A 24,697-nucleotide genomic window follows, 5' to 3' on the forward strand; every position below is an offset into this window, starting at 1 on the left:
CCAATCGTTTACCACTGCGCCCGTATCTTCAGGCGAGGGCCAAGTCTTCTCTAGGCGAGGGCCAGGGTCGACGTCTCGGTCAGAACCTGCTCACCGGCATCGTCGACGTGAGCATGGCGCACCTGCAACCGCGCCGAATCACCGTGCAGGGTCAGCAACATGACGCCGTTGTCGAACCACGGTCCCGCCTCCGCTTCCCATTCGACTCCCGAGGGGCCCACGTGCGCAGCTCGAGCGAGTTTCGACAGGATCCGAGCTGCTGGACGTTTGATGGCCAGCTTGTTGACCGCGCGGATAGGGAGATCGAGCGGATTGCGGAACGGAGACATGGTCAGTTGATAGGTGGCAGGCACATCTCGCCCACCGACACCGAAGTTCGCGTTCGCCACGTAGGAGCAGTGCACGTCGCCGGACAGCCACATGATGGACGCAGGCTTGTTCTCACCGCGGGAGAGCTCACGCGTCAACGCCGCCATGTCGTTGAACGAATTGGTGAACGCCGCCCAGTGTTCGAGGTCGAGGCCGATCCGCATCTTCTCGGCCACCTTCGCCGGCATGGAACCCCAACTCCCCTGCGCCACAGCCTCGTTCCACTGTTCCAGGTAGTGCAGAGCGGGCAGCATGAGGTAGGGCAGCGAAGAACCGAACAGCAGGTGTCGCGGAGTGGCTTCGAGCGCGCGCTCGCGTACCCACGCCCACTCCTTCTCGTCCACCATCTCTCGGTTGTTCGGATCCAGATTTCGCGAGCACCGCGAATCGATCATGATCAGACGCGTGTCACCGAAATCGCGGTAGAAGCTCCAGCGCCCCGTCTCGGGATTGCGGTCGATCCGTAATGCAAAATCGGCCAACAACTTCTCGCGATCCGCGTCACTGGCAGCGGACCGGACCGCGGCGTACATCTCGTCCTGCGCCAATTCCTTCGGCGACAGATTGCCCAGGTGCTGGTACACCCAGTACGACGAGTACGCGCCGATCACGCGATCGTTCCACCACGGCCGAGTTTCGATGTCCCGACGCCAGGACGCGGACGAATTCCAATCGTCCCGCAGATCGTGGTCGTCGAGGATCATGCACGACGGGATGCTCGCCATCAGTGTCCGTACCGGCTCCAGTCCCCACGACTCCCTGTACAGCCACGAGTACTCCTCGAAGTCGCAGATCTCGTTCTCCGCGTCGGTTCCGACGGCACTCCGCGGGCCCTCGCCGGATCGACGCCGAGCCTGCAGCCGTTCGACGATCTCGGGCGACGGGTCGTCGGCGTAGACCTGATCACCGAGAAGCAGCAATGCCTGCGGCCACCGACTCGGATCCTCCTCGATCAAGGCGTTGCCCAGTCCGGCCAACGCGTCGGCTCCGATCTGCTTCAGAGATTCCTCGCTGTAGTTGTCACCTCGCCGGCACGATCCGAAGGCCAATGTGACGGGTCCCTGGGCGTCGACAGTGTGGATGGCCGCAGTGTGGCCTTCACGCGGCCAGACCTTGCGCTCATCGACGAACACCTCGTAATAGACCGCGGAATTGGCGGGCAGGCCTTCGAGTGGAACCAGCGCGTAGTGGTGGCCGTGGACACCCCACGTGCGTTCCGCCGCGCGGACGCCGGCATCGGTGACGACCGTTACGGTCGACGCTTCGGCCATCTCGAACCACAGGGTCGCGGTCTCGGTGCCGACGTACCGGACGATCGGGCCGAGCAGGACAAGGCTGTCGGAAGTCATTGGATCCACATTGCCTGCGTCGGCCCGCTTTCGCCAGTCAGTGGCGCGGATCGGTCCTCACGAGCGGGCCGCCACCACGACCTTTCCCCGTACGTGCCCGGTCTCGACCAACCGATGCGCTTCGCGCAGCTGCTCGGCATCGATAGGAGACAGGACAGTCGTGACAGTTGTCCGCACCGCACCCGCGTCGACGAGCTCGGCCACCCTGGTCAACAACTCGTGCTGGCGAACAAGATCCGAAGCGTCGTGCATCGGACGCGCGAACATGAACTCCCAGTGCCACGAGATCGCCTTCGTCTTGAGCGGGAGAACATCGAGGGTCTCGGGATCGTCGATTGCCACAATCTGGCCGAACGGCGTCAACAGGTCCGCATAGATCTCGACCTGGCCGGAGGAATGAGCAGTGAACACGTAGTCGATGCCGTCCGGAGCGACTCGACGTACGTCGCCCCGAAGATCGCGCCGATGGTTCACCACCTCGGCTGCGCCGAGAGAACGGACCCACTTCTCCGCATCCTCGTCCGCTGCTGTCGCGATCACCCTCACTCGGGGAGCGAGAACCCGAAGAAATTGCAGCACCAGAGATCCGACGCCACCGGTGGCCCCCACCATCAGCAACGTGCCGGTGGACTCGGCAGTGATGCGGAGTTTGTCGAACAATCCTTCCCAGGCAGTGATCGCAGTGAGTGGCAACGCCGCGGCCTCTGCGAAATCGAGAGTGGTCGGCTTCTTCGCCACGATCCGTTCGTCCACCGCATGCAACTCCGAGTCGGTCCCGGGTCTGCCGAGGTCGCCCGCGTAGTAGACCTCGTCGCCCGGGGTGAACAGTGAGACGTCGGCACCGACGGCACGCACAACACCGGCCGCGTCGAACCCGAGGACTTTCGGTTCGCCGTGCGGGTCGTTGCCTGCGCGGACCTTGACGTCCACCGGGTTCACCGACACGGCTCTGACATCTACCAATATGTCCCTCGGTCGCACGCTCGGCACGTCGACAACCACATCGGTGAGGCTGGCGGGATCGTCGATCGGGAGCGAGCGGGTGTAGGCAACGGCTTTCATCGTCTCGGTCATACCTACAGGATGGCCCGACCCCCCTGTCCACCGTCAAGGCAGAGCTCGACAACGGCAACGGTGACACCGTCCAGACCGAACCTGGGTACCGTCAACTCCGTCGAACCGCCGGCCAGCAGTGCCGCTGCTTCGGCGACGCTGGCACTTCCGACGGCACGCAGCACTCGGACCGACACGGTGGGCGTGACGACGGTCGACAGTTCATCGGCCGAGTAGGTCACCCCCCGAACCCCCATGCTCGACGCCACCGCCGCCACCAGATCCGCTTTCCGGTCGATCGAGGCGATGGCCTCGACGCGCCAATTCGGTTGCAGGACGGTCGAGATCACGCGCACGATCTCGTCGGCCCCAACACCCGACCGGGCACCGATTCCGACCACGACCCGCATCGTCGACGAGCCCTAGACGCGCGCGTAATCGACTGCGGCGGAAACGAATCGAGTGATGGACTCGGGATTGCCCGCAGCGTGTGTGTGCAGGTAGGACGCGTGCACTCCGCCGCGGACGAAGCCTTCGCGAGCGGCGGTTCTGCCGTCCGGTCGCTGCCGATGCCAACCCCAGGCCGCCGGGGCGGGCTCGCGCACTGCGACGAGCTTCGTGCGATGGAACTCGTGGCCGGTGACACGGGTTCCCGCGTCGAACAGAGACGACGCCTCGAGGGCGACCGCGTCTCGATACCCGAGAGTGAGCGTGTTCCCGAATTCCGCGTCGACGTCGATGACGCCTGCCATTGCATGACCGTCCAATTGTGTCGCCAGATAGAGCAATCCGGCGCATTCTGCGTGAACGGGCAGACCCCTGGCCGCGGCCGTCCTGATGTCGGTCAGCAACAGTTCGTTCGCTGCCAGCGCGGCAGCGTGTTCCTCCGGGAATCCACCGGGCAGCACGACTGCTGCTGTACCGGTGGGCAATCCGTCGCGAAGTGGGTCGAACACAGCGACGTCGGCCCCGGCTGCGCGCAGAAGTTCCACATGCTCGGTGTAGCCGAAGGTGAATGCTGGACCACCTGCCACCGCGACGACCGGCGATCCTTCGGACCTACGAACCTCGTCTACCGGATCCCACTCCGGCGCGAGTATCGACGAGCGAGCCAAGGCGCTCACTGCCTCTACATCGACGAACTGCGCCACCAGCGCGCTCATCGCGTCGACCGCATCGGTGGCGGCACCACCGTGCTCGACGGCGGTGATCAGGCCCAGATGTCGTGACGGCACAACCAATTCGCTCATTCTCGGCAACGCGCCGAGCACCGGCACACCCACCCGCTCACACGCTCGACGCAGCACATCCTCGTGGCGTTCGCTGCCGACCCGGTTGAGGATCACCCCGCCGATGCGGACGCTGGGGTCGAACGTCGAGAACCCGTGCAGCACAGCCGCGAGCGACTGACTGTGGCCGCGGGCATCGACCACAAGAATGACCGGGGCACCGAGCATCGCCGCCACCCGTGCGGTCGATCCCTCGGCGGACGCCTCCCCGGGGCCGGTCATGTCGATCTTGCCGTCGAACAGTCCCATGACTCCTTCGACGACCGCGATGTCGCAGCCCCGGCTGCCGTGCCGAAAGAGAGGCCCGATTCGATCGGCACCCACCATGACCGCATCGAGATTGCGTCCGGGCAGCCCGGCCGCCAGACCGTGATAGCCGGGGTCGATGTAATCCGGACCCACCTTGAACGGTGCGACCTTTCGGCCGGCAGCACGTAGTGCGCCCATCAGCCCGGTGGCCACCGTCGTCTTTCCGCTGCCCGAAGCGGGGGCCGCAATGACCACGGCGGGGCACGACGGAGTCACCATTCGATGCCTCGCTGTCCTTTGCGGCCGGCATCCATCGGGTGCTTGACCTTGGCCATCTCGGTGACGAGATCCGCGGCCTCGATCAGCTCACGGGGCGCATCCCGTCCGGTGATGACGACGTGTTGGTTGCCCGGTCGATGGGTCAGAACCTCGACCACCTCCGCGACATCGACCCAACCCCACTTGAGCGGGTAGGTGAACTCGTCCAACACGTAGAAGCGGTGTGACTCCTGCTCCATCCGCCGGGCGATCTCCCGCCAGCCCTCTGCTGCCGCCTCGGCGTGGTCGACGTCGCTGCCCTTCTTTCGAGTCCACGACCAGCCCTCGCCCATCTTGTGCCACTCGACGGCTCCGCCGACACCGGTGCTCTCGTGCAGGTCGCCGAGAGTCCTGAACGCTGCTTCCTCGCCGACTTTCCACTTGGCACTCTTGACGAACTGGAACACTCCGACGTCGAACCCTTGGTTCCACGCCCGCAACGCCATGCCGAACGCAGCGGTCGATTTCCCCTTGCCCGGGCCGGTATGAACGGCGAGGACGGGCAGATTGCGGCGCTGACGCGTCGTGAGTCCGTCCTGCGGAACGGTGCCGGGAGCGGGTACACCCTGAGGCATCGCGCGCCCCTACGCCGCTGCGCGGACGACGGCGGTGACCTGTTCGGCCGACAGATCCTCCAGCGCCACGTAGCCACCACCGAGACGGGCTGCGAAATCGGCGGCCAGGCCGAGACGGACCATTCCCGATTCGCAGTCGACGACGACCGAGGCGATCTTGTCCGACGCGATACGTCCTGCGGCAATGCGCGCTCGGCCGACAGGGTCGGTACCTCCGGTCGCTCGGCCGTCGGTCAGCGCAACCACCAGCGCGCGGCGCAGCGGGTCTCGAACCCGTTCTCGCAGAACCAGATCCCGCGCCTTCAGAAATCCCTGCGCCAACGGAGACCGACCACCGGTCTTCATGTTGCGCAACCGCGTCACGGCCACATCCACCGAAGACGTGGGCGGCAATACCGTCTCGGCTTCCTTGCCGCGCACGGTGATGACGGCGACCTTGTCACGGCGTTGATACGCATCGCGCAACAGTGACAGCACCGCACCGGTCACCGCCGAGAGTCGATCTCGTGCAGCCATCGATCCCGAGGCATCGACGACGAAGACGATCAAGTTGCCCTCGCGCCCCTCCTTGATCGCGCCCCGAAGATCTGCAGGCTCGAGCTTCAGCCGGCCGGAGGTACGGCCGCGGACGACCTGATGCTCGGCGGCGGCGAACAACGTGCCGATCAGATGCAGGCCTTTGCCTCGCTCGACAGTGGGCCGCACCGACCGCCCGTGCGAGGAGCGTGACCGCGAGCGTCGACCCGGCGCGCCCTCTCCTACTCCGGGAACCTCGAGCAGCCGGGCCTTGAACTGGGCACCCGGAGTTCCTGCCTGCTTGTTCTTGCCCGTTCCAGAGGGCTGTGGCTCAGGGGTGCCCGAGGTCTCGGTGTCGGGCGACGACGGGGACGACTCCGAACGCTCGGTCCCTTCGGCACTGTCCGGCACCGGCGCTCCCCCGTCGCCGTCGGGCGTCGGGTCTGGATCTGGATCCGGTTGCTGCTCTGCCTGTTCCGCGGCGTCGCGCATGGCGTCGTCCAACTGCTTGTCGTCGATGCCCGGCTCGTCGAACGGGTCGCGTCGACGCCGATGCGGTAGCGCCAGTTCTGCAGCGACCCGTACGTCTTCCTCTGCCACCTCGCTCGCGCCCCGCCACGCGGCGTGGGCGGACGCAGTGCGTGCCAGCACCAGATCGGCGCGCATGCCGTCGACGTCGAACGACGCGCACAACGCAGCGATGCGCCGAAGTTCCTTGTCGCTCAACTCCACATCGTCGAGGATCTTCCGGGCGGCCAGAATCTGCTCGGCCACCGCGATGTCGTCGTCGCGAAATTGGGCCGCGAACGCGTGCGGATCGCGCTCGTAGTTCATCCGGCGGCGGACGACGTTCATCCGAACATCCACATCGCGCGAGGCCGTCACGTCCACTGCGAGACCGAACCGGTCGAGCAGCTGCGGTCGCAGCTCACCCTCCTCGGGGTTCATCGTGCCGACCAAGACGAATTGTGCTGGGTGCGAATGTGATACACCGTCGCGCTCGACGTGTACGCGGCCCATTGCGGCCGCGTCGAGCAGTACGTCGACCAGATGATCGTGCAGCAGATTCACTTCGTCGACGTAGAGAACTCCGCGGTGCGCAGCTGCGAGCAGGCCGGGCTGGAAGGCGCGTTCGCCGTCACGCAGCACCTTTTCGAGGTCGATGGACCCGACCACTCGATCCTCGGTGGCTCCCACCGGAAGCTCGACGAGCTTTGCCGGTCGGGATCCGTCCTCGTCGTCCACTGCCGGCAGCAGCGTCGCGAGCGCACGCACCACCGTCGATTTGGCGGTGCCCTTCTCGCCGCGGACCAGCACACCGCCGATGCCGGGATGCACGGCGCACAGAATCAACGACAGGCGCAGTTGGTCCTGACCGACGATCGCACTGAACGGATATCCCGGTTCGGGAACACTTCCACCTTGCTGCACAGCTATGTCCCTTCGTGCCCGGAGTTCCGCGCCGGGCGTTCGGTAGAAAAACGCGAAGCCGGGCGGCGATCTGGCTGACAGGAGAATCTGCTTACTCGAAGAAACTCCTGAACACAGTGGCGGGACCGCGCCTGATTCGTACAGGACTTCTCCGCAACCGACTTCGAACGGAACACTACCGCCGAACGAACGAATGCCACACACGGTAGGTCCGTGTGTGGCATTCGTTCCGGGAGTGGAGCCTGCGGAACGACCTCACCGATTGTCGAGTAATGCGGAAGGTCAGGCCTCGCTCCAGGCGGTGCCGCCGCCCCGACGCATCGGGGTGTGCGGAATACCGTCCTCGAGAACTTCCTCACCGTCGGGCAGGAAGCCGTGCTTGGCATACATGTCGACGAGGTAGCTCTGAGCATTGATGCGGCACGGCGCGGAGCCGACCTCGGCCAGCGCGGCCCGCAGGATCCGCGTGGTGTGGCCCTGCCCTCGGGCCGAGCGCTGGGTGCACAGGCGACCGATGCGGAAGGCCTTCTCCCCGTCGTCGTGCTCCTCGAGCAGACGGAGCGTGCACACCACCTCGCCGTCTCGTTCGAGCCAGAAGTGTCGTGTCTCGGTCAGCAGGTCACGCCCGTCCAACTCCGGATAAGCACATGCCTGCTCGACCACGAACACCTCGACACGCAGCTTCAACAGGTCGTACAACGTGTTGTTGGACAGGTCTAGTGCCCATGATCGTTTGAGAGCTGCTGCTTGCGTATTCATACCTTTTGCTATCACACACCCGTGGGCTGTGCGAGCTCACGCGAGTTTTCCAGCTCCAGTGTCTTCGAGGTCCAGGCCCAGACCTCGTCGAACAACGAGCTGTTCTGGGCCAGCTTGACCCCCAGCGACGGGACCATTTCCTTGAGCTTGGGCTGCCACGCGTCGTACTTGTCGCCGAAGCACCGCTGGAGCACGTCCAGCATGGCCGGGACGGCGGTGGACGCACCGGGCGAGGCACCGAGCAATCCGGCAATCGTGCCGTCCGCAGCGTTGACCACAGCGGTGCCGAACTCGAGCACACCGCCGCGGCCCTTCTTGCGGATGACCTGCACTCGCTGACCTGCGGTGACGAGCTCCCAGTCCTTACCGATGACCGAGGGGGCGAACTCTCGCAGAGTCTCCACCCGATCCGCCTGCGACTGCGCCAGCTCGCTGACGAGGTACTTGACGAGCCCGAGTTCGGTCACACCGACGCCGAGCATCGACATCAGGTTGCCGGGCTTGACCGAGCCGGGCAGGTCGGTGATCTTGCCCTGCTTGAGGAACTTGGGCGACCAGCCGGCGTACGGGCCGAACAGCAGACCCTGCTCACCGTTGATCACCCGAGTGTCGAGGTGCGGCACGGACATGGGAGGCGCGCCCACCGAGGCCTTGCCGTACACCTTGGCCGAATGCTGCTCGATCAGTTCGGGGTTGGTGCACCGCAGCCACTCGCCGCTGACCGGGAAGCCGCCGAATCCCTTGATCTCCGCGATGCCGGACTTCTGCAGCAGGTGCAGTGCTCCGCCGCCTGCGCCGACGAACACGAACTTGGCGTTGACGGTCTTCTTGGCTCCGGTCCGCTGGTTTGCGACCTTGACGTCCCACGTGCCGTCGGACTGCTTGGTGATGTTGCGCACATCGTGGCCGAAGTGCACGGTGCCGCCCGCGGACGAGAGGTAGTTGAGCAGCTGCTTGGTAAGTGCGCCGAAGTCGACGTCGGTGCCCTCCTGGCTCCAGTTCAGCGCTACCGGATCGGAGAAGTCGCGGCCCTTCGCCATCAACGGCAGTCGCGCCGAGAACTCGTCCTTGGAATCGATGAACTCCATTCCGGCGAACAGCGGGTTGCCGACGAGCGCCTCGTACCGCGCGCGCAGGTACTTCGCGTTGTCTGCTCCGTGCACGAAGCTCACGTGCGGAATGGGGTTGATGAAGTTCTTGGCGTCGGAGAGCACGCCGGTCTCGATACCGTGGGCCCAGAACTGACGCGAGACCTGAAACTGCTCGTTGACGTTGAGCGCCTTGGCGATGTCGACGCTGCCGTCCTTGTTCTGCGGCGTGTAGTTCAACTCGCACAGTGCCGAGTGGCCGGTACCCGCGTTGTTCCACGCGTCGCTGCTCTCGGCCGCGGCAGCATCGAGGCGCTCGTAGACGTCGATCGACCAGTTCGGCTCGAGCTGACGGAGCAGCGCACCGAGGGTGGCGCTCATGATTCCGGCACCGACCAGAACGACGTCGGTCTTGATCCGCTTACCCTGCTCTTCTTTGGACACTGGAGAATCGACTTCCTTGTCTGTGGAGGTCTCGACCGGAGAACTCTGCTGTAGAGGGCTATTCACCCGATGCGGTCAGGTTACTAGCTGGGCCTACCCCATCGGACACCACGTCAACCTGCTCTCGATTGTGCTCCTCGGACGCCGCTCACGGCGCCCACTACAGTTGTGATCTGTGACTACCTGGGTGCCCGACGTCCTCGGCGACGGCTACGAACAGACGACCATTCCACTCGGTGACGATCCGGACGGAGAGGGGCAGGTCGAGGCCACTCTGGTGCGGTATCAACCGTCCGGTGCCTCGAACTTCGAGCGTGCGGTGATCTACGTTCACGGTTTCACCGACTACTTCTTCCAGCGACACATCGCCGAGCACTTCGCGGCGAAGGGATACGCGTTCTACGCCCTCGACCTGCGTAAGTGCGGGCGTTCGCGCCGCGAGGGCCAGACTGCGCATTTCGTGACCGATCTGGCGATGTACGACGCCGAGTTGAACGAAGCACTGAGCCTGGTACGAGCCGAGCGCGCGGACGCCTCGGTGCTGCTGATGGCGCACTCCACGGGCGGCCTCGTTCTCCCCCTGTGGCTGAACCGCCTCAACCGTCAGGAAGGCGGGTCGGCCGGATCGGGCTTGGCAGGAGTCGTTCTCAACAGCCCGTGGTTCGACCTGCAGGGCCCACCCGCCATTCGCAGTGTCGGCACCGCAGCGATCGATGTGATCGGCCGATTCCGATCCAAGACGCAGGTCCCCGGTAGCGGGCTCGACACATACGGGCTGTCGCTCGCTGCGTCGGAGAACGGCGAATGGGACTACGACCTCGACTGGAAACCGCTCGCGGGCTTTCCCATCACCTTCGGGTGGATTCGCGCTGTCCGCCACGGACACGCCGAGCTGCACCGGGGCCTCGACATCGGCATTCCCTCGCTGATTCTTCGGTCGAAGGTGACGCACTTCTCCCGCCGTTACAGCTCGGCCGTCGACGCCGCGGATGCCGTTCTGGACGTTCGACAGATCGCGCGGTGGGCCGGTTGCCTGGGCGACCGTACGACGATCGTGCCCATCGAGGGAGCCCGCCACGACGTGTTTCTGTCCACCGAGGGCCCACGGGTACGGGCATTCGAGGAAATGGACGAATGGCTCGAGTGGTTGCACCGAGGAGAGAGCACCGACCATGCGTCGGGCAAGGACCACAGCGAGAGCGGGCACATTTCATGACCGAGCATTTCGACATCGCGATCATCGGCTCCGGATCGGGAAACTCGATCGCCGATTCACGCTTCGACAACAAGAAGATCGCTCTGCTCGAGGAGAATTCCACGTTCGGTGGCACGTGCCTCAACGTCGGGTGCATCCCCACCAAGATGTTCGTCTATGCAGCCGAAGTCGCTCGGACGGTGCGAGACTCGGCGAAGTACGGAGTCGACGCCCACGTCGACGCGGTGCGCTGGCGGGACATCGTCGACCGCGTCTTCGGACGGATCGACCCCATCTCCGAGGGCGGTAAGCGATACCGCGCCGAGGGCAGCCCCAACGTCACGTTGTTCGAGGGCCACGCGACGTTCGTCGGCCCCCGCACGATCGACACCGGCACCGGCACCGTCATCACCGCCGACCAGGTTGTCATTGCGGCCGGGTCACGTCCGACGGTGCCACAGGCCATTGCCGATTCGGGTGTCTCCTATCACACCAACAGTGACGTGATGCGACTGCCGGAGCTTCCCGAGCATCTGGTGATTCTCGGATCCGGTTACATCGCAGCAGAATTCGCGCACGTGTTCTCGGCCCTCGGGTCCAAGGTCTCGATCGTCGCCAGGAAGGACGGGCTCCTACGCGCGCTCGACGCCGATATCTCCAAGCGCTTCACCGAACTGGCGCGCGCCAAGTGGGACGTCCATCTCGACGCCGGCGAGACCCGTGCTGTGACCGAGGGGACGCTGCACGGCGTCGAACTGGCCGACGGCACCAAGGTCCTGGGCGACGCGTTTCTCGTCGCCGTGGGCCGGGAACCGAACGGAGACAGACTCGATCTGGGCACGGCAGGCATCGAGCTCGATGACGAGGGCCGCATCGTGGTGGACGAATTCGGCCGCACCACGGCCGAGGGAGTGTTCGCACTCGGCGACGTCTCGTCCCCTTACCAGCTCAAGCACGTGGCCAACCAGGAAGCTCGGGCCGTGCAGTACAACCTGCTGCAGGACGCGTGGCACGGCGACACCTCGACACTGCGCGAGTACGACCATCGGTTCGTTCCTGCGGCGGTGTTCACCGATCCACAGATCGCCGAGGTGGGCATGACCGAGGAACAAGCCCGCGACGCGGGGTTGGACATCACCGTCAAAGTGCAGAACTACGGCGACGTCGCCTACGGCTGGGCGATGGAGGACAGCGAAGGTCTGTGCAAGATCATTGCCGAAAAGGGGACCGGCAAGATCCTCGGAGCTCACATCATCGGCGCACAGGCACCCACGGTGATTCAGCCACTCATCCAGGCCATGAGCTTCGGGTTGTCTGCCCAGGACATGGCTCGGGGCCAGTACTGGATTCATCCAGGACTGCCCGAGGTGGTCGAGAACGCTCTGCTCGGTCTCGAACTGTAATTTCGACCGTCTACCAGGGACTGGTGCGGAGCACGATCTCGGTGGCCAGCTCGGCCGATGCGTCGACGGGGATGTTCCGGGCCCCGTCGAGCTGAACCACTCGGAAATCCGAGTAGACGAACCGGCCACTCGCGTCGGCGGATGCGCGACCCAACGAGGACCCGACGAGCAATGTCGTCGGTAGCTCGACAGGGGGGCAATCCGCCGCGCGGACGGTGCCCTGCTCGTCCGCGATTGCGGGGTGGCAACGGTTCACCGCGATCAGGCTGGCGAACCGTCCGAAGGTTTTCGCGGCCAGCGTCCACGCAGGTTCTGCGCCCGCGCCGCTGCCGACGAGGTGCACCCACGAGAGCTTCAGCTCGTCGAGAACAGCCAGGATGGCCTCGTCGCTCACGCCGTCGATGCTTTCCAGCGCAACGGTTTTCAGATCCGAGTTGTGCAGCCGTTCACTGACTGCGTCGTACACATCCACCGGATCACCTGCGTCGGGAAGCAACAGGACGGCGTGCCTGCTGTCGGGGCCCGCCACTCGCACCGAACATTGCCCGCCCGCAGCACTCACATGCGTGAACTCCATGACGACGACGGTACTGCCTCTTGCGCATGCTCCGCATCGGTTCTATGGTTAGTTACATGAGTAATGAACCAGTGAGGCAATCAACCTCCACGCATCGGCGGCAGTTCTGATGGACGAGGGCAGGCCGATCTTCTTGCAGATCGCCGAGCTCGTCGAGAACTCCATCATCGACGGATCGTTGGCCGAGGAAGAGCAGGTCCCTTCGACGAACGAGCTCGCCGCGTTCCATCGAATCAATCCGGCAACCGCGGGCAAGGGGCTCGCCAAACTCGTCGCCGACGGCGTCGTCTACAAGAAGCGAGGAATCGGCATGTTCGTCACCACAGGGGCTCGCGACGCTCTCCGGTTCCGTCGCCGCGACCTCTTCGCCCGTCAGTACATCGATCCGTTGGTCACCGAGGCACGCAAGCTCGGCATGACCGTCGACGAACTCAAGACCATGCTCGACAACTGGGAGGCAGCACGATGAGCGTCCACACTCTCGGCTCGATCGGCGAACCCGGCACCATCGCCGCGTCGGCCACTCACCTGACCAAGAAGTTCGGCACGTTCACCGCTGTCGACGATGTCAGTTTCGAGATAGAACGGAACAAGATCTACGGCTTTCTCGGCCGCAACGGCGCGGGCAAGACCACCGTCATGCAGATGATGACCGCGCAGATGCGCCAGAGCGCCGGCGAAGTGTCGGTACTCGGACAGCGGCCGTGGGAGAACCCACATGCCCTGAGTCACGTGTGCTTCGTCAAGGAAAGCCAGAAGTATCCGGACGATCTGAAGGTGAAGAACGCCATCTCGCAGGCATCCCACATTCTTCCGCACTGGGACGACGACTTCGCGGCCGAATTACTGCGGGACTTCGACCTGCCCCTGGGCCGCAAGATCAAGAAGCTCTCGCGAGGAATGACGTCGGCTCTCGGAATCGTCATCGGACTCGCGTCGCGTGCACCACTGACCTTTTTCGACGAGCCCTACTTGGGCCTGGACGCGGTCTCGCGTCACATGTTCTACGACAGATTGCTGGCCGACTACGCCGAGAATCCCAGGACAGTGATCCTGTCCACCCATTTGATCGACGAGGTCAGTGATCTGATCGAACACGTGATCCTCATCGACAAGGGCAGAATCGTGCTCGACGCCGACTCGGATGCGCTGCGCGAGGGCGCATTCGAGATCACCGGTCCCGCCAAGGCGGTCGACTCGTTCATCTCGGGACACAGAACTCTGCACCGAACCAGCCTCGGAGCCAGCGCGCGGGCGACGATCGACGGCCGACTCACCGACAGACAAAAATCGGACGGTGCCGCAGCGGGGCTCACTATCGAAGCAATTCCATTGCAGCAGTTGATCATCGAACGCACCAATGTCGCAAGCGAGGAGGCAGCGTCATGAAACGAATACTGAACGTCGCTCGAATCCACAACACCTCCTGGGCAACCACATTCGCGTGGCCACTGGGAATTCTCGCGGTCGTCTTCGTGATCACGTACGGCATCTTCCTCGTGGTTCCCGTGAACGAATCCGAGTTCACCTTCACCGGTGGAGTGTTCTCCGTGTACGGATTCGGGATCGCGTTCTATATCACCGCTATCACACAATGCTTTCCGTACGCGCTCGGCCTGAGTGTCACACGGCGCGAATTCCTCAGTGCCACAGCTCTCGTGGGTATCACACAATCGGTCGCGATCGGCACCATCGTGTACCTGTTGTCGGTAGTCGAGGCCGCGACGGGAGGCTTCGGGAAGAAGCTTCGCATGTTCGGCCTCGCCCGCTATGCGACCGACAACGAAGTTCTACAGTGGGCAACTCTGGTGACCGGATTGCTGTTGATCGGCGGGATCGGCGCATTCATCGGCGTCGTCTACCGGCGCTACCGCACCAATGGCCTGTTCACCCTCGGACTCGGTGCGCTCGTGCTCTTCGGCGGCGGCTCGGTACTCGTGACCTGGCAGAATTGGTGGCCCAACGTCGGAAGCTTCTTCACCGACACCCCACGCATCCTGCTGCTCGTGATCATCCCCTTGATCATCACCGCGGTGCTGTCCGCAGCCAGCTGGGTCGGACTTCTCAAAGCAACTGCGTGACAATCTTTTTCAACGCAGGGTCGACGCCGTGCTCGATAAGATCGAGTACGGCGTCGACGTCGAGGTTATCTTCCACAAGATCGGCCAGCAGGTCCAACTGCTGCTCCCGCAGTGCCGCGACCGACGTAGCAGGGGCCACCAGAAATCCCTCGCGACCCGACTTCGCCGCTACCCAGGCAAGGAAGGATCGTCTGAAATCGTCGGACTCGAGAAGGCCGTGCCAGTGAGTTCCGACGACGCTGCCACGCACACTGCCCTCGCGAACACCCGACGCTGCAGTCAGCAGTGCATCGTCCCCGCTACGAACAACTCGTCCATGATGAATCTCGTACCCGGACAAAGAATGTGCGCTGAACCGCTGTGCCCGACCCGTCACCTGCGCGAGTACCTTGTCGGCTGCGAACTCGATATCGAGATCGAGCAGACCCAGCCCCTCGACGACACCGACACCCGACTCCACCGCGTCCGAGATGGTTCGACCGAGCATCTGGTATCCGCCGCAGATACCCAGAACCGGCCGACCCGCGGCGGCGCGCTCGGAAATGGCACGAGCAAGACCGCTGCGCCGCAACCACTCCAGATCCGACACCGTGGACTTGCTGCCGGGGACGACCACCAGATCCACATCGTCGAGCCGAGAGGGCTCGGTGACCCAGTGCACCGACACTCCGGGCTCGCACGCCAGCGCCTCGACATCGGTCGTATTGGAGATTCTCGGCAACCGCACCGCCGCCACCCGTAGCCACTGGGACCCGACGGGAGGACGCGGCCTGCCCACCGGAGCGTCGGCAACCGTACCGAGGGAATCCTCCGCATCCATCCACAATCCGTCCGCGAACGGAACGACTCCGTACGTCGGCCGCCCGGTCAGTGCACGCAACTGATCGAGACCAGGTGCCAACAGCGCCGGATCGCCTCGAAACTTGTTGATCACGAATCCCGCGACGAGCGCCTGATCTTCCGGAGACAGCACGGCAACAGTGCCGAACAGGTGGGCGAGCACTCCCCCGCGGTCGATGTCGCCCACCACGATCACCGGCAGAGCAGCCGCCGTCGCCAGTCCCATATTGGCCAAATCGGTTGCACGCAGATTGATCTCGGCGGGCGAACCCGCTCCCTCGCAGATCACCACATCGAATTCTGCACGCAGAGAGGCCAGCTCGTCGGCCACCACGGTTCGCAGCGCTGTCCGATGCTCGATGTAGTTGCTCGCACTCACTTGCGCCACCGCGCGCCCGCGCACCACCAACTGCGAGGTCCGGTCGCTTCCTGGTTTGAGCAACACCGGATTGAAGCGGACACTCGGCTCGAGGCCGCAGGCCGCCGCCTGCATCGCCTGCGCCCGACCGATCTCACCGCCGTCGAGCGTGACCACCGAATTGTTGGACATGTTCTGCGCCTTGAACGGAGCCACTCGCACGCCCCGTCTCGCCAACATGCGACACAGACCGGCAACCAACACGCTCTTACCAGCATCCGACGTCGTCCCTGCAACCAGCAGGGCACCTTTCAGACTCACGGCATTCGTTTTTTTCTGTTCACTCCGCAGGCTCCGCTCACGGCATTGGTTTTCTGTTCACTCCGCGGGCTCCGCTCACGGCAGGGTCAGAATCTCGCTGCCCGTCTCGGTGACCACAAGGGTGTGCTCGAACTGCGCGGTCCACTTCTTGTCGTGTGTGACCACCGTCCAGCCGTCGTCCCAAATCTCGGCGTTGATCGTGCCCAGGTTGATCATCGGTTCGATCGTGAAGGTCATTCCCGGCTCGATGACGGTGTCCACCGACGGCTGGTCGTAGTGCAGAACGACGAGACCGTTGTGGAAGGTGGTACCGATGCCGTGTCCGGTGAAATCCTCGACCACTCCGTACCCGAACCGGTGCGCATACGACTCGATGACGCGGCCCACCACGTTCAGTGCGCGACCCGGCTTGACGGCCTTGATGGCCCGCATGGTGGCCTCGTGCGTGCGCTCGACGAGTAGGCGGGCCTCCTCGGAGACGTTGCCGGCCAAAAACGTTGCGTTGGTATCGCCGTGTACTCCGTCGATGTACGCGGTGACGTCGATGTTGACGATGTCGCCGTCCTCGATCACCGTCGAGTCGGGGATGCCGTGACAGATGACCTCGTTGAGCGAGGTGCAGCACGACTTCGGAAAACCCTTGTAGCCCAACGTCGACGGGTATGCGCCGTGATCGATCATGTACTCGTGAGCGATGCGGTCGAGCTCGTCGGTCGTCACTCCCGGTGCCACCGCCCGGCCCGCTTCCTGTAGGGCCCTGGCCGCAATCTTCGATGCCACCCGCATCTTCTCGATGACCTCGGGAGTCTGCACCCACGGTTCGCTGCCTTCGGCGACAGTCGACTTCCACGCATACTCGGGCCGCTCGATCGACTTGGGCACCGCGAGGACGGGCGATACGACGCCTGGTACGAGTGGCTGACGGGGCTTGCTCTCGGCGGTCACAGACATGTGCCCCAGAGTAGTCGGCCCCGTACCGACACTCCGCCCAGCGCAGGATGCCCGGGCAATCGAATCATCGTTCTCTCGAGCGGATATGATCTGGGTCACGTTCAATGCCGACTGCCGACGCTGATTGCCGACTCGAAGGAGGGAAGGACCATGGTTCATTCGAATCTGCTGCGCCCTCGTGACGGCGACGCTCTGCGCGCCGAACTACGCCAGGTGGCGGCAACGTCGAATGTGCCCGTCGTGTTCGGCGGCGAAGTCTCTTCGGAGACTCTGTATCTGAGCGAGTTCCAGGGCACCCGCACCCGTGGTCTCGACGGACTCGCCATCCCACCCCGGTCGGGCCTCGGTGGACGCGTCATGGAGCAGCGCAGACCGGCAGCCGTGAGCGATTACGGATCGTCCATGTCGATCACCCATCACTTCGATCGACCGGTGCTCGGCGAAGGCCTCAAATCGATCCTCGCGATGCCTGTGGTGGTGGCGGGAGTCGCTCGGATAGTGATGTATGCCGCGGTACGCGAGCGAGGCCCGCTCGGCGATCGCGTCGGCGACATCATGACGGCAGCCGCGCGACGCCTCGGGCAGGAGATCGCCGTTCGCGACGAGGTCGACCGCAGGGTTCGTCTACTGGCGACCACCCGTTCGATTGTCGAATCGGACCTGTCGCGGGCCGCCGAACTGCGCAGCGTTCACGAGGAGCTGGCCGATCTCGCTCGGTCCGTGGGTGACGAGAAGATCCGGCGCAGACTCGATCTGGTCACTGCTCGCATGGCAGCGACCCTCGGCCAGGGAGTGTCGTCCACAGAGATACAGCCGGACGGCACCGTACCGCAGTCTCCACCCCTGTTGACACCACGCGAAATCGACGTGATCTCACAGGTTGCGTTGGGCTGCACCAACATCGAGGTTGCACAGCGCCTGTCGATCGGTGCCGAAACGGTCAAGTCGTACCTGCGGAGCGTGATGCGAAAAACCGAGTCGCATACCCGATACGAAGCCGTGGTAGCGTGCCGTCGGCTGGGCATCGTGACGTCCTGACCCGCCGCACCGGCCGGTCGCTCTCAGTACCCCGGCGGCAGCTGCTCGAACATCTCCCGGGTCACCGCGACAGCGTTGTCCGAGCTGCCCCCGCGCACCACGAGCGTGGCGAACGCAATGTCGCCTCGATAGCCGACGAACCACGAGTGCGAGCCGCCCTCGACCTCGGCCTCACCGGTCTTTCCGTAGACCTCACCCTGGTCTGCGATGCGCTCGGCCGTACCGCTGGTGACCACCGATCGCATCATCCCGCGTAGTCCGTCGACCATCGCCGGTTCGATCGGCGGGTGATCACCGGTGATCACCGTGTCGCGTCCCACCAACAGGTTCGGCACCGGAGTCGAACCGTGGGCCACCGTCGCCGCGGCCAAGGCCATGCCGAAGGTGGAGACGACCACCTTGCCCTGCCCGAAGCCGTCCTCGGTCCGTTGGACGAGCTCGTCCGCCGGGGGCACCGAACCCGAGTCGGTCGGCAGCCCGACGACGTCGTAATCCGGGCCGACGCCGAACTGAGATGCCGCGACGGTCAACGCGTCGGGCGACATCTCGCTGGCCAGTTTCGCGAACGAGGTGTTGCACGATCGAGTGAACGCGGTACTCATCGTCACGTCGCCGAGCGCGAACTCGTTGTAGTTGGGCACACTGCGCTCGCCGATCTCGATGCGACCCGGACACGGAACGGTACTGCCCGGGGTCGCCAGTCCGCTCGAAATGGCAGCGCCGGCGGTGATGATCTTGAACGTCGATCCGGGCGGGTAGAGACCGGCGGACGCCACCGGTCCGTCCCGGTCGGCAGCCGGGTTCTGCGCTACCGCCAGGATCGCACCCGTCGACGGTTGAATGACCACCGTCATCGCCTGCTCGGTGCGCGCGTTCACTGCTCGCTGCGCCGCGACCTGGATATTGCGATCGAGGCTGATCGAGAAGGATGGAGCGGGCTGCGGCGGAGTATCGGTCAGAACGTCGACGTCGACGCCGTTGCGGTTGCTGGTCACCACGCTCCAGCCCGCCTGACCGTCGACCTCGTCGATGACGGCCTTCTTGACCTGACCCACCAGATCCGGCGCGAACGTGGGGTCGGTGGACACCAGATCCGACTCGTCGGATGCCGTGACACCGGGAATCTCGGTGAGCGCGGCCGAGATGGGCTGAAAGTCGCTCTCACGCAGCAACGCCACCGGATAGTCGCCGTCGACCGAGGTGGCCGACTCCACGATGGACTGAGCCGTGATCGACGCGTCGAACGGAGTCAGCAGCGTCGACAGCGCAGTCGCCGATGCCACCACATTGTTCGCATTCGCTGCGTCGAACTTGATTCGATGCACGACACCGGGCACCAGAACGTCGGTTCCGGAACGCTCGTTGACGCGGGCCCTCGGGGCCGCCGTCGAGCGCAGCGACATGGTTTGAGTGTCTCCGAGCTTGGGATGGATGTCCGACGCCGTCCAGCGCACCACCCAGTCGCCCTCGCTGCGCCCCATGTTCAGCTGACCGTCGTAGGTCCACACCCGGTCCTTCGGCAGCTGCCACGTGTACGTGTAACCGACTGTGGCGGTATCTCCGTCGACCTGCACCGACGTCGTCTGCGCGTCCAAGGACTCGGCCTGCAGATTGGTCCACGCCTCGGTCAGTGCGGTGGCGGCAGCATCAGGCTTGTCGGTGTCCGCTGCGGCGGCTGCGATGTCATTGGACTCGAAGGCGGCAAGAAATGCCTGGGCCGCGGGCTCCGGGCCGTCGGGCTTCGGGGTACACCCGGTGAGCGAGGCAGCAACCACGGCTCCGATCGCCAGCACCACGCCGACTCGATACCGCATCTCGGTTGCACCACGTGATCTCATTGCGCCCCATCGTAATAGGGCGCACCCCTGACCGATGGCAACGAAACGCGGTTCGCGACAAGCTAATCGAGCAATACCGTGGTGAAGGTTGCCACCTGAGTCAGCCCGATTTTCGCGTACGCCCGCCGGGCGACGTAGTTGAAGCTGTTGACGTACAGGCTGGCGGTGCGGCCCTGACGAACGACCGAGTCGACCACTGCGGCGGTACCGGACGCACCGAGACCGTGTCCACGCCGGTCGGGGTGTACCCACACGCCCTGAATCTGGCCCACCGTCGCCGACTGCGATCCGATCTCGGCCTTGAACACCACTCGGCCGTCCTCGAATCGAGCCCAGGCGCGCTGCGCCGCAATGAGACTCGAGATCCGGCGTCTGTATCCACGGCCGCCGTCGTTCTGCCGGGGGTCGACTCCGACTTCCTCGATGAACATGGCGACGGCCGCAGTGAGATACACGTCGAGCTCGTCGGGTCGAACGAGACGGACCTGAGGATCGGGTGGCAAAGACGAGCGCACCGACGTGGCCAGCAGTGGTTGCTCACCGCGGACCTCCCGGGCGGGGCCCCAGTCGGTCTCGAGCATCTCCCACAGCGGCAGCGTCAGTTCGGCCCGCCCGACCAGCGAGGAACACAATCGGGGGCCGCGGCACGCACGGTCTGCGAACGACCGGAGGTCGTCGCCCGATCCGAGCAGTGGGACGAGGTTCGCTCCGTAGAAGCACAACGATTCGTCCGGGCCGCCCCTACTCCACATCTCACCGTGAAACGACCTGGGATCCAGTCCGGATTCTTGCACCCGGGCGGCAACCATGCAGGTCGCGACCGGGTCGGCGTCGAGCACGCGCAGCACGTGTGCGGTGTCTCGATTACCGAGAGGCTTCGCACCGAGGAGCTTGAGCACCTACCGACCTCCTGACCCACCTACCGCGTACACATCGACCGAGCGTGCACCGAATCATTCCAGAGAACGTGTTCCCCCGGTGGCAGTGCGACAAACCGGATGACGACCGGGTTCGTCCTGCTCAGCTGACGGTCACCACCGGAGCGCCACCGTCTGCAGACTCGTCCTTCTCGAATTCCTCGGCGATGCGCATTGCTTCCTCGATCAAGGTCTCCACTATCTGCGCCTCGGGCACGGTCTTGATGACCTTGCCCTTGACGAAGATCTGGCCCTTGCCGTTGCCCGATGCCACGCCCAGATCAGCGTCACGCGCCTCGCCCGGTCCGTTGACGACGCAGCCCATCACGGCAACGCGCAGCGGGATCTCCATGCCTTCGAGGCCCGCAGTGACCTCGTCGGCGAGGGTGTAGACGTCGACCTGCGCACGCCCACAGGACGGGCACGAGACGATCTCGAGCTTGCGGGGGCGGAGATTGAAGGACTGCAGAATCTGGTTGCCCACCTTGATCTCCTCCGCAGGCGGTGCCGACAAGGAGACGCGAATGGTGTCGCCGATCCCCTTGGACAGCAACGCACCGAAGGCGACTGCGGACTTGATGGTCCCCTGGAACGCGGGCCCGGCCTCGGTGACGCCGAGGTGCAGCGGGTAGTCGCACTGCGCGGCGAGCTGCTCGTACGCGGCGACCATCACGACAGGGTCGTTGTGCTTGACGGAGATCTTGATATCGCCGAATCCGTGTTCTTCGAACAGTCCGGCCTCCCACAGCGCCGACTCGACGAGTGCCTCGGGAGTGGCCTTGCCGTACTTCTTCATCAGGCGGGGATCGAGGGATCCAGCGTTCACACCGATGCGGATCGGGATGTTCGCATCGCCTGCGGCCTTGGCGACTTCCTTGACGCGACCGTCGAATTCCTTGATGTTGCCGGGATTGACGCGGACCGCGGCGCAGCCCGCATCGATAGCGGCGAAGATGTACTTGGGCTGAAAGTGGATGTCGGCGATCACCGGGATCTGGCTCTTCTTGGCGATGATCGACAGCGCATCGGCGTCGTCCTGTGTGGGGCACGCCACACGCACGATGTCGCAGCCCGACGCCGTCAGCTCGGCGATCTGCTGCAGCGTGGCGTTGATGTCGTGAGTCTTGGTGGTGCACATGGACTGCACCGAGATGGGGCTGTCACTACCCACTCCCACCGTGCCGACCTGGAGCTGCCTGGTCTTTCGACGTGGCGCGAGCACGGGCACCGGCGGTGCCGGCATTCCCAATCCGACTGACACGGTCACAGTGGCCTTCTTTCCTAGCTACGACTGACGAGTCTACTGATAGATCTGAATGGGGTTGACGATGTCCGCCGTGAGCGTCAACAAGGAGAACCCGATGAAAACGACGATGACCACGTAGGTGACCGGCATGAGTTTCATGTAGTCCACCGGAGCGCCGTCGGGTAGGCCGCGGCGGTTGCGGAAGATGTTGCGGATGCGCTCGTAGATGGTCACGGCGATGTGTCCACCGTCGAGCGGCAACAACGGAACGATGTTGAACGCTCCGAGGAAGAAGTTCAACGAGGCGAGCAGTCCCACGAAGGTTGCCCAGTTGTCGTTCTCGGCGGCCTGACCTCCGATCACGCTCGCACCCACGACGCTCATCGGGGTGTCGAGGCCACGTTCGCCACCGAAGATCGACTCCCACAGCGCCTGCACCTTGGTGGGAAGCTGCACGAGCGCTTTGCCGGTCTGGACGAAGATGTCGCCGGTGAAGACGAACGTCTCGGGTACCGCCTCGATCGGGTTGTACCGAACATTCGGCGGCGCGATCGTGGAACCGCTGACGCCGACCGCGCCTACGGTCGTGGACTCCTTGGCTCCGGTGTCCGGATCGGTGACGTAGCGCTGAACCTCGGTCACCGGGATAGTCAGGTCCAGCGACGAACCGTCTCGCTCGACGGTCAGATCCAACGGCCCCGACGACGCCTGCACAGTTTCGACGACCTCGGACCAGTACTGCACCGGCTCGCCGTTCACTGCGGTGACCACGTCGCCCTTACGGAGCCCCGCTTGCTCAGCCGGGCTCGCTCCCGAGCACGGCGCGAGTTCGCCGTCCTCGGTTTGCGAGGGTGCGATGCACACGACACCGCTGACCTGGACGGTCGGCGGCGTCACCCGATCCGGGGTGCCCCAGCCGAGCACCAACGCGTACACCAGCACGATGCCGAGCACGAAGTTCATCGCGATGCCGCCGACCATGACGACGATCCGCTTCCACGTCTTCTGGCGATACATGGCTCGCTCGACTTCGTCGGGTGCGAGCTCGTCGATCGCCGTCATTCCGGCGATGTCGCAGAATCCTCCGGCTGGAATCGCCTTGAGGCCGTACTCGGTCTCGCCGCGCCGGAAGGAGAAAATCTTGGGACCGAAACCGATGTAATACCTACGGACCTTCATGCCGAGCGCTTTTGCGGTCCACATGTGTCCTGCCTCGTGCAGTGCGATCGACACACCGATGCCGATGGCGAACAGCACGACGCCGAGTGCGAACACCATGTGAGTCAGAGGCCCTTCTGCTTCAGGAGCTCACGCGCATGTGCGCGAGCCCAGGAATCCGCCGCGAGAACATCGTCCACGGTAGTCGGCACCGCAGACCAGTCCGCCCTGCCGTCGTCGACCACCGCGCGTACCGTGTGCACGATTTGCGGGAATTCGATGTGCCCGGCCAAGAATGCCTCCGCCGCGATCTCGTTGGACGCGTTGTACACCGCAGTCGTGCAACCACCCAGAATGCCGGCCTCGCGTGCGAGCTGTACGGCGGGAAACACTCGATCGTCCAGCGGCTCGAAGTCCCAGGAGAACGCCGAGGTGAAGTCGAGTGCGCGAGCGACATCGGGCACCCGATCGGGCCACCCGAGCGCCAGACCGATCGGCAGCTTCATGTCCGGCGGGCTGGCCTGGGCGATGGTGGAGCCATCGACGAACGTGACCATGGAATGCACGATGGATTGCCGGTGAACGGTCACGTCGATCTTGTCGTAGGGCACTCCGAAGAGCAGATGCGCCTCGATCAACTCGAGCCCCTTGTTCACCAGGGTCGCCGAGTTCAAGGTGTTCATCGGACCCATCGACCAGGTGGGATGGGCCGCGGCCTGCTTCGGGGTGACCGACTTCAGTTCGGTCTCGGTCCACCCTCGGAACGGTCCACCCGACGCAGTCAGGATCAACCGATCCACCTCGCTGCGGGTGCCGCTTCGTAGGCACTGCGCCAAGGCGGAGTGCTCCGAGTCGACCGGCACGATTTGCCCGGGGGCGGCAGCGGCCAGTACGAGCTCGCCGCCCGCCACCAGTGATTCCTTGTTGGCCAATGCGAGCCGGGCACCGGTTTTCAGCGCCGCGAGCGTCGGTTCGAGACCGAGCGAACCCACCAGCGCATTGAGCACGACGTCAGCCGGAGTCGTCTCGACGAGCTCGGTGACTGCCCGTGGCCCACTGAGTGTTCCGGGAAAATCGAGTGCGGCGGCGGCGTCCGAGTCGGCGACTGCGACACGCTGGGCACCGGTTTCGGCGATCTGACGACGAAGCAGGTCGATGTTTCCGCCGCCCGCTGCGAGACCGACCACAACGAAGCGATCCGGGTTGGCTGCGATGACGTCGAGCGCTTGGGTGCCGATCGAACCGGTACTCCCCAGCAGCAGCACCCGAATCGGCTCGGGGCGATCCGAGGTGGTCGTTCGCTCACTATGGTCTGGCACCGGTCCATTGTTGCC

The 24,697-nt window shown here is 64.5% G+C and carries 22 protein-coding genes; 6 read left to right on the top strand and 16 right to left on the bottom strand.

Annotated features, from left to right (window positions below; all coding sequences use genetic code 11):
- Window positions 1-50: 50 nt before the first annotated feature.
- From CH286_RS23665 to mqo, 8 genes are all read right to left on the bottom strand, one after another.
- Window positions 51-1,718 (bottom strand): DUF7800 domain-containing protein, encoded by a 1,668-nt coding sequence (locus CH286_RS23665; RefSeq protein WP_032403209.1) that lies wholly within the window; start codon window positions 1,716-1,718, stop codon window positions 51-53.
- Between the two features lie 57 nt (window positions 1,719-1,775).
- Window positions 1,776-2,792 (bottom strand): zinc-binding alcohol dehydrogenase family protein, encoded by a 1,017-nt coding sequence (locus CH286_RS23670; RefSeq protein ID WP_094610539.1) that lies wholly within the window; start codon window positions 2,790-2,792, stop codon window positions 1,776-1,778.
- Window positions 2,793-2,794: 2 nt separating this feature from the next.
- A complete protein-coding gene (locus CH286_RS23675) occupies window positions 2,795-3,181 on the bottom strand; it encodes a cobalamin biosynthesis protein (RefSeq protein ID WP_094610540.1) in 387 nt (128 codons plus the stop codon).
- A gap of 12 nt (window positions 3,182-3,193) precedes the next feature.
- Window positions 3,194-4,588 (bottom strand): cobyrinate a,c-diamide synthase, encoded by a 1,395-nt coding sequence (locus tag CH286_RS23680; protein WP_037151433.1) that lies wholly within the window; start codon window positions 4,586-4,588, stop codon window positions 3,194-3,196.
- Window positions 4,582-5,202, bottom strand: a complete 621-nt coding sequence (cobO, locus tag CH286_RS23685) for a cob(I)yrinic acid a,c-diamide adenosyltransferase (protein WP_037151431.1) — start codon at window positions 5,200-5,202, stop codon at window positions 4,582-4,584. The genes CH286_RS23680 and cobO overlap by 7 nt, the downstream gene beginning before the upstream one ends.
- A 9-nt stretch (window positions 5,203-5,211) precedes the next feature.
- Window positions 5,212-7,155, bottom strand: coding sequence for a magnesium chelatase subunit D family protein (locus CH286_RS23690; protein WP_080737274.1), 1,944 nt, complete (start codon window positions 7,153-7,155; stop codon window positions 5,212-5,214).
- Between the two features lie 276 nt (window positions 7,156-7,431).
- On the bottom strand, window positions 7,432-7,908 hold the full coding sequence (locus CH286_RS23695) for a GNAT family N-acetyltransferase (RefSeq protein ID WP_032377066.1): 477 nt from the start codon (window positions 7,906-7,908) through the stop codon (window positions 7,432-7,434).
- Window positions 7,909-7,919: 11 nt separating this feature from the next.
- On the bottom strand, window positions 7,920-9,440 hold the full coding sequence (mqo, locus tag CH286_RS23700) for a malate dehydrogenase (quinone) (protein ID WP_032403204.1): 1,521 nt from the start codon (window positions 9,438-9,440) through the stop codon (window positions 7,920-7,922).
- 175 nt (window positions 9,441-9,615) lie between these two features.
- On the opposite strand from mqo, the gene CH286_RS23705 reads away from it, so the two are divergent.
- Both CH286_RS23705 and mtr read left to right on the top strand, forming a co-directional pair.
- The gene (locus CH286_RS23705; RefSeq protein WP_176458330.1) at window positions 9,616-10,656 is read left to right on the top strand and encodes an alpha/beta hydrolase; all 1,041 of its coding nucleotides are present in this window, start codon (window positions 9,616-9,618) and stop codon (window positions 10,654-10,656) included.
- Entirely contained in the window at window positions 10,653-12,038 is a 1,386-nt protein-coding gene (gene mtr, locus CH286_RS23710) for a mycothione reductase (protein ID WP_094610541.1), read from the top strand. Before CH286_RS23705 ends, mtr begins: the two co-directional genes overlap by 4 nt.
- Before the next feature lie 10 nt (window positions 12,039-12,048).
- On the opposite strand, the gene CH286_RS23715 is transcribed toward mtr, so the two are convergent.
- Complete coding sequence (locus tag CH286_RS23715) at window positions 12,049-12,615, bottom strand: alpha/beta fold hydrolase (protein ID WP_094610542.1); 567 nt, start codon at window positions 12,613-12,615, stop codon at window positions 12,049-12,051.
- Between the two features lie 106 nt (window positions 12,616-12,721).
- On the opposite strand from CH286_RS23715, the gene CH286_RS23720 reads away from it, so the two are divergent.
- Genes CH286_RS23720 through CH286_RS23730 form a run of 3 tightly spaced genes read left to right on the top strand, consistent with a single transcriptional unit; the run spans window position 12,722 to window position 14,696 of the window.
- Window positions 12,722-13,084 (top strand): GntR family transcriptional regulator, encoded by a 363-nt coding sequence (locus tag CH286_RS23720; protein ID WP_027496722.1) that lies wholly within the window; start codon window positions 12,722-12,724, stop codon window positions 13,082-13,084.
- A complete protein-coding gene (locus CH286_RS23725) occupies window positions 13,081-14,004 on the top strand; it encodes an ABC transporter ATP-binding protein (protein ID WP_037151420.1) in 924 nt (307 codons plus the stop codon). Before CH286_RS23720 ends, CH286_RS23725 begins: the two co-directional genes overlap by 4 nt.
- Window positions 14,001-14,696, top strand: coding sequence for an ABC transporter permease (locus tag CH286_RS23730; protein WP_032403198.1), 696 nt, complete (start codon window positions 14,001-14,003; stop codon window positions 14,694-14,696). The genes CH286_RS23725 and CH286_RS23730 overlap by 4 nt, the downstream gene beginning before the upstream one ends.
- On the opposite strand, the gene CH286_RS23735 is transcribed toward CH286_RS23730, so the two are convergent.
- Both CH286_RS23735 and map read right to left on the bottom strand, forming a co-directional pair.
- Window positions 14,680-16,209 carry a cobyric acid synthase gene (locus CH286_RS23735; RefSeq protein ID WP_094610639.1) on the bottom strand — a complete coding sequence of 510 codons (1,530 nt, stop codon included), beginning with the start codon at window positions 16,207-16,209 and terminating at the stop codon, window positions 14,680-14,682. The two genes, CH286_RS23730 and CH286_RS23735, sit on opposite strands and share 17 nt — an antisense overlap.
- Before the next feature lie 81 nt (window positions 16,210-16,290).
- Entirely contained in the window at window positions 16,291-17,166 is an 876-nt protein-coding gene (gene map, locus CH286_RS23740) for a type I methionyl aminopeptidase (RefSeq protein ID WP_094610543.1), read from the bottom strand.
- A 150-nt stretch (window positions 17,167-17,316) separates the two neighbouring features.
- Here map and CH286_RS23745 point away from each other — a divergent pair, with 150 nt between their 5' ends.
- Entirely contained in the window at window positions 17,317-18,204 is an 888-nt protein-coding gene (locus CH286_RS23745; RefSeq protein ID WP_094610544.1) for a LuxR C-terminal-related transcriptional regulator, read from the top strand.
- A gap of 23 nt (window positions 18,205-18,227) precedes the next feature.
- Here the strand turns inward: CH286_RS23745 and CH286_RS23750 are convergent, their stop codons facing one another.
- The 5 genes from CH286_RS23750 to dxr form a co-directional block, all read right to left on the bottom strand.
- Window positions 18,228-20,018 (bottom strand): penicillin-binding transpeptidase domain-containing protein, encoded by a 1,791-nt coding sequence (locus CH286_RS23750; protein WP_094610640.1) that lies wholly within the window; start codon window positions 20,016-20,018, stop codon window positions 18,228-18,230.
- A gap of 86 nt (window positions 20,019-20,104) precedes the next feature.
- A complete protein-coding gene (locus CH286_RS23755; protein WP_032403196.1) occupies window positions 20,105-20,941 on the bottom strand; it encodes a GNAT family N-acetyltransferase in 837 nt (278 codons plus the stop codon).
- A gap of 121 nt (window positions 20,942-21,062) precedes the next feature.
- Window positions 21,063-22,226 carry a flavodoxin-dependent (E)-4-hydroxy-3-methylbut-2-enyl-diphosphate synthase gene (gene ispG / locus CH286_RS23760; protein ID WP_170944836.1) on the bottom strand — a complete coding sequence of 388 codons (1,164 nt, stop codon included), beginning with the start codon at window positions 22,224-22,226 and terminating at the stop codon, window positions 21,063-21,065.
- A gap of 33 nt (window positions 22,227-22,259) precedes the next feature.
- On the bottom strand, window positions 22,260-23,483 hold the full coding sequence (locus CH286_RS23765; protein ID WP_094610545.1) for a M50 family metallopeptidase: 1,224 nt from the start codon (window positions 23,481-23,483) through the stop codon (window positions 22,260-22,262).
- A gap of 5 nt (window positions 23,484-23,488) precedes the next feature.
- Complete coding sequence (dxr, locus tag CH286_RS23770) at window positions 23,489-24,682, bottom strand: 1-deoxy-D-xylulose-5-phosphate reductoisomerase (protein WP_255182754.1); 1,194 nt, start codon at window positions 24,680-24,682, stop codon at window positions 23,489-23,491.
- Window positions 24,683-24,697 lie beyond the last annotated feature (15 nt).

It is taken from the genome of Rhodococcus sp. WWJCD1 (assembly GCF_002258735.1).
GTDB lineage: Bacteria > Actinomycetota > Actinomycetes > Mycobacteriales > Mycobacteriaceae > Rhodococcoides.